Origin of the sequence: Streptomyces sp. DH41, assembly GCF_029813785.1 — a bacterium.
Taxonomy (GTDB): Bacteria; Actinomycetota; Actinomycetes; order Streptomycetales; family Streptomycetaceae; genus Streptomyces.
Map to the genome: position 1 here is coordinate 1 of NZ_JARVKY010000014.1, position 14,241 is coordinate 14,241.

General features: G+C 75.1%; 5 protein-coding genes. 4 read left to right on the forward strand and 1 reads right to left on the reverse strand.

All coding sequences use genetic code 11. From position 1 onward, the window contains the following. The 3 genes from QC283_RS22305 to QC283_RS22315 form a co-directional block, all read left to right on the forward strand. Positions 1–772: alpha-hydroxy acid oxidase (locus QC283_RS22305; RefSeq protein WP_279563395.1), on the forward strand; the 772-nt coding region annotated here is incomplete at its 5' end. After that, positions 766–2,136 (forward strand): cytochrome P450, encoded by a 1,371-nt coding sequence (locus tag QC283_RS22310; RefSeq protein ID WP_279563396.1) that lies wholly within the window; start codon positions 766–768, stop codon positions 2,134–2,136. The genes QC283_RS22305 and QC283_RS22310, both read left to right, overlap by 7 nt. Then, positions 2,133–3,395 (forward strand): cation:proton antiporter, encoded by a 1,263-nt coding sequence (locus QC283_RS22315; RefSeq protein WP_279563397.1) that lies wholly within the window; start codon positions 2,133–2,135, stop codon positions 3,393–3,395. The genes QC283_RS22310 and QC283_RS22315 overlap by 4 nt, the downstream gene beginning before the upstream one ends. A 117-nt stretch (positions 3,396–3,512) precedes the next feature. On the opposite strand, the gene QC283_RS22320 is transcribed toward QC283_RS22315, so the two are convergent. Then, positions 3,513–4,970: a class I adenylate-forming enzyme family protein gene (locus tag QC283_RS22320; RefSeq protein ID WP_279563398.1), complete on the reverse strand. Its 1,458-nt coding sequence runs from the start codon at positions 4,968–4,970 to the stop codon at positions 3,513–3,515. Between the two features lie 205 nt (positions 4,971–5,175). Here QC283_RS22320 and QC283_RS22325 point away from each other — a divergent pair, with 205 nt between their 5' ends. Continuing rightward, a complete protein-coding gene (locus QC283_RS22325) occupies positions 5,176–13,872 on the forward strand; it encodes a type I polyketide synthase (protein WP_279563399.1) in 8,697 nt (2,898 codons plus the stop codon). The last annotated feature ends 369 nt before the right edge of the window (positions 13,873–14,241 follow it).

Sequence of the window (14,241 nt, forward strand, 5' to 3'; positions counted from 1 at the left end):
GGTGACGGGTGTCGCCGCGACGACGGCGGTGTCCGCCGTCGTCGCGGCGGCCCGCGAGACGGCCCCGGACCCGGCCGTGTGGTTCCTGCTCTACCCGCACCCGCGCCGGGAGGTCACCGAGGCGTTGGTACGGCGGGCCGAGGAGGCCGGCTGCTCGGCCCTGGTCGTCACCGCCGACTCGCCGCTCCTCGGCCGGCGCACCCGCGACCTGCGCAACGGGTTCACGGATCTGCCGCCCGGCTGTGCCGCGGAGAACATGCGCGATTTGCCCGGCGCCGCGCCGGGCGCGCTCACCGACATCCCACTGCACCCGGCGGCCTCCTGGCGGGACTTCGCCGAGACGGTGGGCATGACCTCGCTGCCCGTGTGGATCAAGGGAGTGCTCCATCCGGCGGACGCGCGTCTGGCCGTCGGACACGGCGCGGCCGGGGTGATCGTGTCCAATCACGGGGGCCGCCAGTGCGACGCCGCCGCCGCTGCCGTCGACTGTCTGCCCGCGGTCACCGACGCGGTCGCCGGTGCGGTGCCTGTCCTCCTGGACGGCGGGATACGCCGGGCCGACGACGTCGCCGTCGCCCTCGCGCTGGGTGCGGCGGCCGTCGGCGTGGGACGCCCCGTGCTGTGGGGGCTGGCGGCCGCGGGCGAGGCAGGCGTCCGCGAGGTGCTGCGGACGCTGCTCGCGGAGTACGACCACACGCTCGCCCTGTGCGGCGGGCGCCGCAACACCGATCTGAGCGCCGACATGGTCGTCCGCGGGGACGCGAGGTGGTGAGCGGCACGGAACGGCCCGCCTCGTGGTGGCTGCCGCGCGCGGTGGTGGCGTTGCGCGTGCGCGTCTTCGAGAAGGTCAACGGCGACCGGGTGGTGACCCTGCCCAACTCCGTCCACGGCCCGGAGGTGTTCGAGCGGGTGTACGCCCATCCCGCCGCGAACGGCCGGAGTGCGGGCGCGGGCCTGTCCGACCTGTTCTGGTACTGGCTCGCGCCCGGGCCGGAGGTGCACCAGGAGCACCTGGAGCCCGGCGAGCGCTACGACGAGGTCGCCGCGACGACCCGGCGCATCCTCGCTGGCGCCTCGGCCGGGCTCGCGGAGACGGCCGGGCGGGCCGTCGCGGAGGCTCTGGACGCGCTGCCCGGCACCCGCGTCAGCCTGGTGCGCCTACGGGACCTGATGATGCCCGCCTGGGCCGCCTTCGCCTACGAACTGGTCTTCCGCCGGCCGTGCCCGCCGCACGCCCGGGACCTGATCACCGCGCACGCCGACGACGTGATCACCGCCCTCAAGTGCACCGGGCTGCGGCACCCGCGGCGCCGGGACCGGCTGACGGCGTACCTGCGCGAGCGCGTCGCGGCCGGGGACGTACCGCACCGGCTGCCGGCCTCCCTGTCGCCGGCGGAGCAGGCGCACTACCTGCAGGGGACCTTCTTCAACACCGCGGTCGTCCAGTTGTCCGAGGCCAGTGCCCACGTCCTGCTCGCGCTGGCCCGCCACCCACGGGTGCAGGCACGCCTGTCGGCGGACCCGGACGACGAGCGGTACCTCTCGCACGTGATCGACGAGACGCTGCGCCTGTACCCCCTGTTCGGCATCGCCCACCGCATCACCACGGGCGAGATACCCCTCGACGACACGACGGTGCTGCCGGCCGGGTCCGTCGTGTGCTTCAGCTATCCGGACTACCAGGCCACCGGTCACGAACGGTCCGACGCCTTCGACCCCGACCGCTGGTCGGACCCGGCGGCCGGGCGGGACCGGTACATCCCGTTCGGGGTGGCGGCGAACCGTCCCTGCCCCGCGTGGCGGGTGTCCCCGATCGTCCTGCGCGTCGCCGTGCGCGAGGTGCTGCACCGGTTCCGGCTGGACTCGACGGCTTCGCACACCCGCTCCAACCCGCACCGCGCGCCCTGTCTGCTGATCCCCCGCGGCCTGTCCCCGGGCCGGCGCCGGCTGGCGGCGATGCGCCGGTTCGTCCGGCTGCGCGACGGGGTCGAGGACGTGACCCGGGGGGTGCGGCAACTGCTGCTCGGCACGCTCATGGTGCTGCACGCCCGCCGACTGCGGCCGGCGGCCAGGTACTTCGAGGAACCGCGTACCGGAAGCTGCCCGGTCGCCCACCACAAGGAGAGCAACGGATGACCACCACCGAACTGGGGCCCGCGTTCTTCCTCGCGGTCGTTGTGATCCTCGTCGTCTGCCGGGTCGTCAGCAGGCTGCTGCAGACCGTCGGGCAGCCACCGGTCGTCGGGGAGATGATCGCCGGGGTGGTCCTGGGCCCGTCGGTCCTGGGCGCCCTGCTGCCCGGCGTCGAGTCGGCGCTCTTCCCCACCGAACTGCGGCCGGTGCTCTACGTGGCGGGGCAGATCGGGCTCGTGGCGTTCATGTTCCACGTCGGCTGGGACTTCCGCGTGGACCGGCTGAAGGGCGTCGCCCGGCCGGCCGGGCTGGTGTCGGTGGCGGGGCTGGTGGTGCCGATGCTGCTCGGTGTGCTGCTCATCGCCGCCGTCGGTGAACGCACCGGGGTCCTCGCCCCGGACGTGTCCCTGGCGGTGTCCGGCCTGTTCGTCGGGGTCGCGCTGGCGGTGACGGCGTTCCCGATGCTGGCCCGGATCATCGCCGAGCGCAATCTGGCGAAGACCCGGTTCGGCGCCCTGTCCCTCGGTGCCGGAGCCGTCGACGACGCCGCGGCGTGGGTGCTGCTCGCCGGGGTCTTCGGCATCGCGGGCGGCAGCGCCGGGAAGGTCACCGTGGCCGTCGCCGGCGGCTGCGCCCTGATCGCGATGATGGCCGTGGTCATGCGACTGCGCGACCGTACGGCGCTGCTCGCCGAACGCACCGGCCCGGACCAGCTCCTGCTCGCCCTCGTGGGTGTGCTGTTCGTGGTCGCCTGGTACACCGACGTGATCGGACTGTACGCGGTCTTCGGCGCGTTCAGTCTCGGTGTCGTCTTCCCGCGTTCGCAGCGGCTGGACCACGCGGTCGAGACGCTGAAGCCGGTCGGTCTGGTCTTCGTGCCGCTGTTCTTCACCTACTCGGGGCTCAACACCGACTTCACCCTGCTGGGGTCCGGGCCGGTCCTGCTCTTCACCGCGGCGTGCGTGGCGGTCGCGGTCGTCGGCAAGTTCGGCGCCTGCTGGCTCGCGGCGCGGGCCGCCGGGGAGTCCGGCCCGGTCGCCCTGCGGGTCGGGGCGCTGATGAACGCGCGCGGGCTGATGCAGTTGGTCGCGCTCAACCTGGGTCTCGCGGCGGGCATCGTGACACAGGCGATGTTCAGCGCCCTGGTGGTGGTCGCCATCACGACGACCGTCATGGCCACGCCCCTGCTGGCCCTGCTGGACCGGCGGGACCGGGTGCGCGCCGGTCGTCCACGCGAGGCCGTCGCGACCGGCGGTCGGTGACGGTCGGTGACACCTGGTGCCGGGAGGTGCAGGGGGTGCCTGGAGGTGCCTGGAGGTCAGGAGGTGAGAGACGGGCCGGTCCCGCGGCGGCGGGGCCGGCCCGTCCGCCCGTCCCGTTCAGGTACCCGGCGTCAGCCGCCGCTTGTCCGGCTTCCCGGCCTCGGTGAGCGGTACCTCACCGATCAGGGTGAGGCGTGTCGGCGCGCACGCCTCGCCCAGGTGCGCCGTCACCAGCAGGCGAAGGTCGTCCAGGGCGGGTGCGCGCCCGGCCGCGGGGACGACGAAGGCGTGCACGGCCTCACCCGTGCCCTCGTCGGGCACGGCGACGACGTACGCCTCGGCCACCGCCGGGTGCCGGGCGAGCAGCCGCTCTATGGGACCCGTGTAGTACACGTTGGCGTCGACGATGACCACGTCCCGGGTCCGTCCCGACAGCCACAGCCGGCCCTGGACGTCGAGGCTGCCGAGGTCGCGGGTACGGACCCAGCCGTCCACGAAGACCTCACCGCTGAGGTCGGGTCGTCCCCAGTACCCGGTGCCCTGCGACGGCGTACGGACGTAGATCTCCCCCTCGGTGCCGGCCGGGACGGGGCGGCCGGACGGACCCCGGACTTCCAGGTCGACGGGCGGCACGCCGAGTGAGCCGGGCGGGTCGGCGGGCGTGGCCATGGAGATCATGCCGGTCTCGGTCTGCCCGTACCCGTGGAAGAGGACCGGGCCGAGCACCCGCGCGGCCTCACGCGCCCGGCCCGGCTCCAGCGGCGAGCCGGAGACCATCAGCGCGCGCAGGGCGCCGAGGTCGACGGGCGAGGAACGTACGCTCGTCATAAGTCGGTTCAGCCGGGCCACCGTGATGACGCTCGCGGTCGCCCGGTGGCGCACGAGGGCGTCGGGGAGGTCCGGCCGGTCGGGGGCGACCAGGACGCCGCCGGCGGCCAGGGTGAGCAGGCCGTACTCGAGCATCACCTGGCTGGCCAGGGTGCCGAAGACCAGGAACCTGTCCAGCCGGCCGGCGAGTTCGCGGATCGCGGGCGGCCAGTCGTCGGGCCGCAGGGCCCAGGCGGCGGTCATCGCGGCGTACGTCTGGGCGCACGCCTTGGGCAGGCCGGTGCTGCCGCTGGTGTGAATGAGCCGGGCGACATCCTGCGGCCGTGCCGAGACGCGGGGCCGAAGGCCGTCGTCCGCCGCTGAGAGGAGTTCGCCGAGCGCCAGGACGACGCCGCTCGGCGAGTGGTCCGGCCCGCCCGGTCCGTCCGGTCGGTCGGTGATCGTGAACTCGACCTCGCGGAGGAGGGCTTCACGCTGGCGGGCGGTCAAGCCGGGCCGTACCCCGACCACGCGGGCTCCGACCGCGTGCGCGGCGACGACGGCGGCGAACGCCTCGGGGCCGACGCCGAGCAGCAGGGCGACGGCGTGCCCGGGTCCGAGGCCGCGCCGCCGCAGAGCGGTCGCCACCCGCCGCGTCATTCCGAGCAGTTGCCGTCCGCTCACCTCCCGGCCGTCGTGCTCGAAGACCGTGCGGCCGTCTGCCGCGTCGAGGAGGTCGAGGACTGCGCCGGGAAACTGTTCGGTCATGGCACTCCTTCACGGAACCGGCAGTGGCACGGGGGGCGGGAGCGAGGGCGACGACCAAGGGATCGCGCAACACGGCCGGAGGTTAGCGGCACGGAATCAGAAGGCTCTGAGATGTGGGCCGCGAACCCGGTGGTTCACCCTTGTGCCGGGCAACTCGGTGGGTCGTGCCGGCGTCCTCGGTCATGGGTCGACAGAGGGGAAACCAGTGGGTTCGCACGCCGACATCGTCACGTCACTGCCGGAGCTGCTGAAGGGCCATGCCCGGCGCCTCGGGGACAAGGTCTGCTTCCAGGACCCGCTCAGGCGCGTGACCTACCGGGAACTGGAACGCCGGACCGCCCGGCTGGCCGGTCACCTGACCGGACTCGGCCTGGCCCGTGGCGACCGGGTGGCGATCCTGCTCGGCAACCGTGTCGAGGCGGTCGAGAGCCTGTTCGCCGTCACCAGGGCGAGCGGCGTGGGCGTCCCGCTGGACCCCGAGAGCTCCGAGGCGGAGCTGACACGTCTGCTGGACGACAGCGGGGCGCGGGTGCTCATCACCGATGACGCGTGCCTGGCACGGCGGCGGTCGCCTGCGTCCCGCCCCGGGTTGACCGTGGTGGTGGCCGAGGGCGCCGAGACCGCGGCCGGGACCGGGACCGGGACCGGGACCGGGACCGGTGGCAACGAGGACCGGCGGGCCTCGCGCGGGGATGGCGTGCTGCGGTACGAGGGGCTGGCCGGCGCCGAACCACGGACACCGGCCCGGGACGACCTCGCACTGGACGAGGTGGCCTGGCTGCTGTACACCTCCGGATCCTCCGGCTCGCCCAAGGGGGTGCTGTCCACCCAGCGCAACCGGCTGACGCCGGTCGCGGCCGGCCTCGTCGGCGTCCTGGGCCTGTCCGAACGGGACCGGGTGCTGTGGCCGTTGCCCCTGCACCACGCGATGAGCCAGGTGGTGTGCGTCCTGGGGGTGACCGCGGTGGGGGCGAGCGCGGTGCTGCTGCCCCGGTTTTCGGTGGCGGGAGTCCTCGGCGAACTGCGCCGTCAGGACGCCGTGTTCACCTTGCTCGGCGGAGTCCCGACGACGTACGCGGCCCTGCTCGACGCGGTCCGGGGCGAAGGCGGCAGCAGACTCGGTGACGAGGACGACAGCGAAAACGGCGGCAACGGCAAGCTCCACGGCCAGCACGACAACGGGGTCGACGGCGACGGCGGCGGCCAGGACGACAGCGTGAGCCACAAGGCACTCGGCCGCGAGGACGGCCGGGAGAGCCGCGGCGGGCTCGGCGCGCCCGCGCTGCGGGGGTGCGTCAGTGGCGGCGCCGCGGCGGGGCCCGGGTTCCGCGAGGTCTTCGAGGCCGTCTGCCGTGTGCCCTACCTGGAGCACTACGGCAGCACGGAGGCCGGCCCGGTCACCATGGCGGCGCCGGGCGAGGCGACGGCTCCGGGGACGTGCGGCCGCGTGCTGCCCGGAACCCGGGTCCGGGTCGGCGGGGGCGCCGACGGACGGGACACGGGAGAGGGTGAACTGTGGGTCGGCGGGCCGGGGGTGATGGCCGGCTACCACGGCAGGCCGGAAGCGACCGCCGAGGTCCTTCGCGACGGCTGGTTACGCACGGGCGACCTGGCCAGGATCGACGACGCGGGCGAACTCGCGCTGATCGGACGGGTGGGTGACCTGATCGTCCGGGGCGGGGTGAACATCCATCCCTCGGAGGTGGAGGCGGTGCTGCGACGGCTGCCGGGGGTGGCGGACGCCGCCGTGGCGGGCCGTCCGCACCCCGTTTTCGGCGAGGTGCCGGTCGGCTACCTGGTCCCCGAGCCGGGCGGCGGTGCGCTGGACCGGGGGCGCGTCCTCGCCGCGTGCCGTGCGGAGCTGTCCGGCTTCAAGATCCCCGCCGAGCTGTACGAGGTGGCGGACATCCCCCGTACCGTCTCCGGGAAGATCCGCCGGCGGGAACTCGGGAGCCGGCCCGCGCGGGCGCTGGGTGCGGAGACCGCCGGGGAACCGGCACAGGACCTGCTGACCCTGGTGCGCGAGGAGGCCGCGGCGGTGCTGGGCTGTACGGCCCAGGCGGTGGAGCCGGGCACGGCCCTGCGGGACCTCGGCATGGACTCCCTAGCGGCGACGGTCCTGCGGGAGCGGTTGTCGGCGGCGACGGGCGTGCCGCTCTCCGAGGCTGTGGCCTTCGACTTCCCCACGGCCGCCACGCTCGCCGCCCACCTCGGGGCGCGGCACGCCGCCGCGCCGGCCGGTGCCGGGAGCGCGCGCCGGAGCGTGGCGCACACGGATGACGACCCCGTGGTGATCGTGGGGATGGCGTGCCGTTACCCCGGGGACGTGACGTCACCCGAGGAGCTGTGGCGGCTGGTGGCCGACGGGAGGGACGCCATCGGCCCGTTCCCCGCCGACCGGGGCTGGGACACCGGCACGCTGTACGACCCGGAGCCGGGACGCCCCGGACGGACGTATGTGCGCGAGGGCGGCTTCCTGACGGGTGTGGACCGCTTCGACCCCGCCTTCTTCGGCATCTCGCCCCGCGAGGCGCCCGCCATGGACCCGCAGCACCGGCTGCTGCTGGAAGTGGCGTGGGAGGCCTTCGAGCACGCGGGGCTGCTCCCCGCCGCCCTGCGCGGCTCGGCGACCGGGGTGTACGTCGGGCTGATGTACAGCGACTACGCCCGGCGCTTGACGAACACGCCCGAGCACGTCGAGGGTTACCTCGGCCTCGGCAACGCCGGGAGTGTCGCCTCGGGGCGTATCGCATACACGTTCGGTCTCGAGGGCCCGGCCCTCACCGTGGACACGGCGTGCTCCTCGTCCCTGGTGGCCCTGCACCTGGCGGCTCAGGCGCTGCGCCGGCGTGAGTGCGCCTTCGCGTTGGCCGGCGGTGCCACGGTGATGTCGGGGCCGTCGTCGTTCGTCGAGTTCAGCCGGCAGCGGGCGCTGGCTCCGGACGGCCGCTGCAAGGCGTTCGGCGCTTCGGCCGACGGCACGGCGTGGGCCGAGGGCGCCGGAATGCTGCTTCTGGGCCGGCTGTCGGAGGCGCGCCGGGCCGGCCTTCCGGTACTGGCCGTGGTACGAGGCTCGGCGGTGAACCAGGACGGGGCCAGCAACGGGCTGACCGCACCCCACGGACCGGCGCAGCAGCGGGTGATCCGGCAGGCGCTCGCCGACGCCGGGCTGACTTTCGACGACGTCGACGCGGTGGAGGCGCACGGCACCGGCACCCGGCTGGGCGACGTCATCGAGGCGGAGGCCTTCTTCGCCACGTACGGGCGGCAGGGGCGACGGCGTCCGCTCCGGCTGGGCTCGGTGAAGTCGAACATCGGTCACTCCCAGGCCGCCGCCGGGGTGGCCGGTGTGATCAAAATGGTGCAGGCGATGAGGCACAGTGTGCTGCCGCGCACGTTGCACGCCGACGAGCCGACGCCCCGGGTCGACTGGTCGACAGAAGGGATCACGCTGCTGAACCGGGCCGAGGAGTGGCCCGCGGCGGACCGTCCGCGCCGGGCGGGAGTGTCCTCCTTCGGCATCAGTGGCACCAACGCCCATGTACTGCTCGAAGAGGCACCGCGGAACGGGGAGGCCGCACCGCGGTACGCCGTGGGTGACGGCCGGGCCGGGGCCAGCGGCGGTGGTGCCGCGCCCGGGACCGGCGGCGCCGGGCTCACCCCGTCGCCTGGGGACGCGGTACGCGCCGAGCCGGCCGCGGTGGCCTTTCCGGTGTCGGCCAGGAGCGTGCCGGGGCTGCGGGCCCAGGCACGGCGGTTGCACGACCACGTGGCCGCCGCCCCCGAGGCGGACCCCTTGGACGTCGCGTACTCCCTCGCCACGACGCGCACGGCGTTCGAGCACCGTGCCGTGGTGGTGGCCCGGGACCGCGCCGAACTGCTCGGCTCCCTGCGAGCCGTGGCGGGGGGCGGCACCGGGGCCGAGGCGGCGGGCGACGGCCACCGGCCCGGAGTGCACACGGGCGTCTCCCGTCGGCGTGGGCCGCTGGCCCTGCTGTTCACCGGCCAGGGCAGTCAGCGCGCGGGGATGGGCCGGGAACTGTACGCGTCGCGGGATCTGCATCCGGCGTTCGCCCGCTCGTTCGACGAGTGCTGTGCGCTTCTCGACCCGCTGCTGCCGGTGCCCCTGCGGGAGGTGGTGTTCACCGAGCCACGTGGGCGGACGGACGAGCGGGCCGCCTCACTCCTGCACACGACCCGGTACACGCAGCCCGCTCTCTTCGCCCTGGAGACGGCCCTGTTCCGTCAGTTCGAGGCCTGGGGCGTACGTCCCGACCTGGTGGCCGGGCACTCGGTCGGCGAGGTGACGGCGGCACACGTCGCGGGAGTCCTTTCGCTCGCGGACGCCTGCACGCTGGTGGCCGCCCGGGGCCGGCTGATGGACGCGCTGCCTCCGGGCGGCGCGATGGCCGCCGTGGGGGCCGGCCCGGACGAGGTGTCCGCCCATCTCGCCGCGAGCGGATGCGCCGCGGAGATCGCCGCGGTCAACGGGCCCTCCGCGGTGGTCGTCTCCGGCGACGAGAGCGCGGTCCGCGAAATCGTCGCGCACTTCCGCGAGCGGGGTCGTGCGGCGAGGCCGCTGCGGGTCGGCCACGCCTTCCACTCGGCCCTGGTGGAGCCCGTGCTCGCCGACTTCGCGGACGCGGTCGGGCGTCTGTCCTTCGCCGCGCCCCGGCTGCCGCTGGTCAGCGCCGTGCCCGGCCGGGAGGCCACCGACGAGGAGCTGAGCACACCGGAGTTCTGGGTGGAACACGTCCGCCGCCCGGTCCGCTTCGCCGAGTCGGTGACGCACCTGGCGGAACGGGGCGCGGCGCACTACGTCGAACTGGGACCGGACGGGGTGCTCACCGGCCTGGTACGGGACTGCCTCGCCGCGTCCGGAGAGGGCGGGACGCCGCGGGACGCTGACCCGGCGCCCGGCAGCGGGCGGGGACCGGCACCGCAGGTCCTGCCGACGCTGCGCGGGAATCGGCCGGAGGCAAAGGCGTTGCTCGACACGCTCGCCGCGCTGCACGCGCGCGGCGTGCCCGTCGACTGGCGAGCGGTCTTCGCCGGACGCGGCGGCGGTCGCGTCGCCCTGCCCACGTACGCCTTCCAGCGCCGCCGGTACTGGCTGGAGCAGGAGCCGGCTCCGGAGCGTCCGCCGGTGTCCTCACCGGCCGGGCCGGCCCATCCGTTCCTGCGGTCGGCCACCCGGACGGCCGACGACGACGGGATGCTGCTGACCGGACTGCTCTCGGTGCGCGAACAGCCGTGGCTCGCCGACCACGTGGTGGCGGGGGAGGTACTGCTGCCGGCGACCGCCTTCGTCGAGATGGCCCTCCACGCCGGCGAGGCGGTGGGCGCGGCCGTCGTGGACGAACTCGTCCTCACCGCGCCGCTGGCGCTGCCCCGGGAGGATGCCGTCGAGTTGCAGGTGAAGGTGGCGGGACCGGACGACGCGGGACGACGGCAGGTGCTGTTCCACTCGCGGCCGTACACGCCGGTGGGTGACCGGCCCTGGCTCCGGCACGCCGTCGGCACGCTCGCGCCGCGGCAGCCGCTCTCGGGCCCGGACGCCTCTACCGAGTCCCCCGGCGGCCCACGGCCGTACGCGCCCTGGCCCCCGGAGGCTGCGCTGCCGCTGCACGCGCACGCCGACGGTCCGGGGAGCGGACCGTACGAGCGGCTCGCCGCCGCGGGGTTGCGCTACGGTCTCGCCTTCCAGGGCATGCGCGCGGCCTGGCGGCACGGAGAGGAGCTGTACGCCGATGTCGTGCTGCCCGACGCGGCCCGGGTCGCGCACCCGGAGACGGACGGCCCACGGTTTCTCCTGCACCCCGCGCTGCTCGACGCGGCGCTGCACGCCGTAGCCCTGGACGGTCTCGTCACGGACCTGTCCGGGACGGCGGGCCCGGCGGGCGCACGGTTGTCCCTGCCGTTCGCCTTCGGCGGAGTGCGCGTGCGTACCACCCGTGTGGAGCGGGTGCGGGTACGCGTGACGCCCGGGGCGGACGGGCGGGCCGCGGTGGAGCTGACCGACGAGACGGGCGCACCGGTGGTGTCGGTGCGTTCGCTGGCGCTCCGGCCGCTGCCACGGACCGGATCACCGGTGCTGGACGCACGCTCCGGTGCCCTTCACCGGACCGACTGGGTGCCGCTCGCCGAGCCGCCCGCACCCGCGACGGCGGTCCGGTGGGCGGTGCTGGCGACGGCGGGTACCCGGATGGCGGACTCCCTGGCACCACCGGGTTCCGGCGTCCCGGTCCACTCCGGCCCGGCGGCGTGCGACGCGTCGCACGGGGTGGTCGTGGCGCCGTGCCCGTCGCCGCCCGGCACGTCCGGCGACGGGCGGGAACCGGCTGCCGGGCTGTTGTGGACGGCGGGCTGGGCGCTGGACCTCGTACAGCGGTGGCTCGCCGAACCGCGTCTGTCCGGCTCCCGTCTCGTCCTGGTGACGTCCGGTGCCGTCGGACCCACCGACGGCGATGCGAGTGCCGAGGGCACCGGTCGCGGCGCCGCCGGAGGTCCCGGCGCGACGGCGTCCGTGCCGCCGCACACCCCGGTCTGGGGACTGGTCCGCTCGGCCGTGCGGGAGAATCCGGGCCGCTTCGCCCTGATCGACGTGGACGAACACCCGGACTCCTGGGAAGCCGTGCCCGCCCTCGCGACCGCACCGGTACCGGAGGCGGCCGTACGCCGGGGAACGGTGTACGAACCGAAGCCGACGCCCTTGGCCACCGGAGAGCCGGAGCCGGGAACCCGACGGTCGCTCGACCCGGAAGGCACCGTCCTGGTCACCGGCGGCACCGGCTCCCTGGGCATGCTGGTGGCACGGCACCTGGTCGCCGCGCACGGCGTCCGGCATCTGCTGCTCGCCGGCCGACGCGGGCCGAACGCCCCGGGCGCACGGGATCTCGTCCGGGAGCTGGGTGAGGCGGGAGCCCGGGTGACCGTGCACGCGTGCGACGTGGCGGACCGGAGGGCGCTCGCCGCTCTGCTCGACACGGTGCCTGCGGCCCACCCGCTGACCGGTGTGGTGCACACCGCGGGCGTGCTGGACGACGGTGTCGTCGCGGCGCTCACCACCGACCGCCTGGAGCGGGTCCTGCGGCCCAAGGCCGACGCCGCGCTCGCGCTGCACGACCTGACCCGGGGGCAGGACCTGGCCATGTTCGCGCTGTTCTCCTCGGTGGCCGGTACCTTCGGCTCGGCCGGGCAGGCCAACTACGCGGCGGCCAACTGCGTACTCGACGCCCTGGCCCGGCACCGCGTACGGCTCGGACTGCCCGGTACGTCGATCGTCTGGGGCCCGTGGCGGCAGACCGACGGCATGACAGCACACCTCGGCGACGCGGACCGGCGGCGGATGGCCCGCTCCGGGTTCGGCCCGCTCGCGCCGGAAGAGGGCCTGGCCCTCTTCGACGCCGCCGTGGCCGGTGACGACCCCGTGGTGGTGGCGGCCCGCATGGACCGGGCCGCCACGGACGGCGGCGGCCCGGCGGCGGACCCGCTGCGGACGCCTGTCGCCGGCGGGGAGAACGAAGACCGGCTCCGTCGGGCGCTCGCGGCCGCTCCCCCTGGCGAGCGGGGCGGGCTGCTGCTCGCGCGGGTCCGGGCCCTGGCGGCCCGGGTGCTCGGCCATCCGGAAGGCGCGAGCGCGATCGACGAGGACGCGCTGCTGGCGGACCTGGGGCTGGACTCCCTCGCCGCGGTCGATCTGCGCAACGCGCTCACGGCATCGACGGGGCTGGACCTGCCGTCCACGCTGGTGTTCGACTTCCCCACTCCGGCCTCGATCGCCGCCGAGCTGACCCGGCGCCATGCCGCCGAGGCACCTCGCCCCGGTAGCGCGGCCCACGACCCCGTGACCGGCGGCAGCCCGGACACCGACGACCCCGTGGCCGGCGGCCCGGTGATCAGCCGCTTGGTGACCAGCGACGTCCCCGGCGCCTTCGCGGGCTCGGTGTCCGGCGACCCGGCACGGCTCGCCGCGGCGGACCCCTCACCCGGTCGGCCGGCGCGGCGCGTCCCGGACGGCGATCCGGTCACGGCTCCGGCCGCCCGGCCGGGATCCGAGGTACGGGCCGGGGGCGTGGCTGACACCGGGAGTGCTTCCGATTCCCTGAGCGCGCTCTTCCGTGCCGCGTGCGCCCGGGGGGAGACCTGGAACGGCATGGCTCTCCTCACCGTCGCCGCACGCCTGCGCCCGGTGTTCGGCCGGGCCGGGGCCCTCGGCGCGACGCTCGAACCGGTCCCGCTCGCGGTGGGCGGCGCGGGACCCCGTCTCCTCTGCTTCCCTGCGCTCAGCGCGCTCTCGGGGCCTCAGGAATACGCGCGACTCGGCGCCGGACTGCGAGGACTTCGGCCGATTTCCGCGGTGCGGCATCCGGGCTTCGGCCCCGGGGAGGCGTTGCCCGGCGCCCTGGACGCGCTCGTCACCGCCCAGACCGCCGCCGTCCGCGCGGCCGCGGCCGAGGGTCCGCTGGTGCTGCTGGGCCGGTCGGCCGGTGGCTGGGTGGCCCATGCCGTCGCCGAACGGCTGGAGTCCGAGGGCGCCGCGCCGGTGGCCGTCGTCCTGCTGGACACGTATCCCCCCGGTCACGGCGACCGGGACCGGGCGCTGTCGGCGATGACGTCGGACATGCTGCGCCGGGCGGCGGAGTCCGCCTCGGCCGACCTCGACCGGCTCACCGCCATGGCGGGGTACTTCGAGCTCTTCGGTGCCTGGAAACCCGCGCCGCTCGCCTGCCCCACCCTGTACGTACGGGCGCGTGACCCGCTGCCCGGCGCCGAGCCCGCCCCGCACTGGCGCCTGCCTCATGCGGAAGTCACCGTGCCCGGGGACCACTTCACCATGCTGGAGGAGCACGCCCGTACCACCGCGCTCGCCGTCCACCGGTGGCTGTGCGACCGGACCTGAGGTCGCCCCACGAGGCGGCCTCGCCCGGCCCGTTCAGCCCGTTCGGTCCGTTTGGTCCGTTCAGTCCGTTCGGTCCGTGTGGAATCGTCCCGTGCCATCTCCTGACCGGACCGGGCGCGTCTGGTCGTTCTGCTTGACGATCTTCAGGGGCTGTGGCCTGTCTCTGTGCGCGGCGCCCGGATCCTCTGTTGGACCGGTCGGTCCGGCGACGCGTTCGGCCCTCTCCCGGCGCGGTCCGGGCTTTCCCCGTTCGTCCCGGCCGAACACCTTCCAAGTGTTCACCCGAGCGGCTGAACCTGGCGCGTTGGGGCATTGGCGATCTGGGACGTACAACCGCCCGAAGGCCATGCGCTCTTGGGCTCCCCCCAG

Bases quoted from the DNA above. Each gene is read 5' to 3' on its own strand.
- QC283_RS22320 (WP_279563398.1), bottom strand. From the start codon at position 4,970: ATGACCGAACAGTTTCCCGGCGCAGTCCTCGACCTCCTCGACGCGGCA.
- QC283_RS22315 (WP_279563397.1), top strand. From the start codon at position 2,133: ATGACCACCACCGAACTGGGGCCCGCGTTCTTCCTCGCGGTCGTTGTG.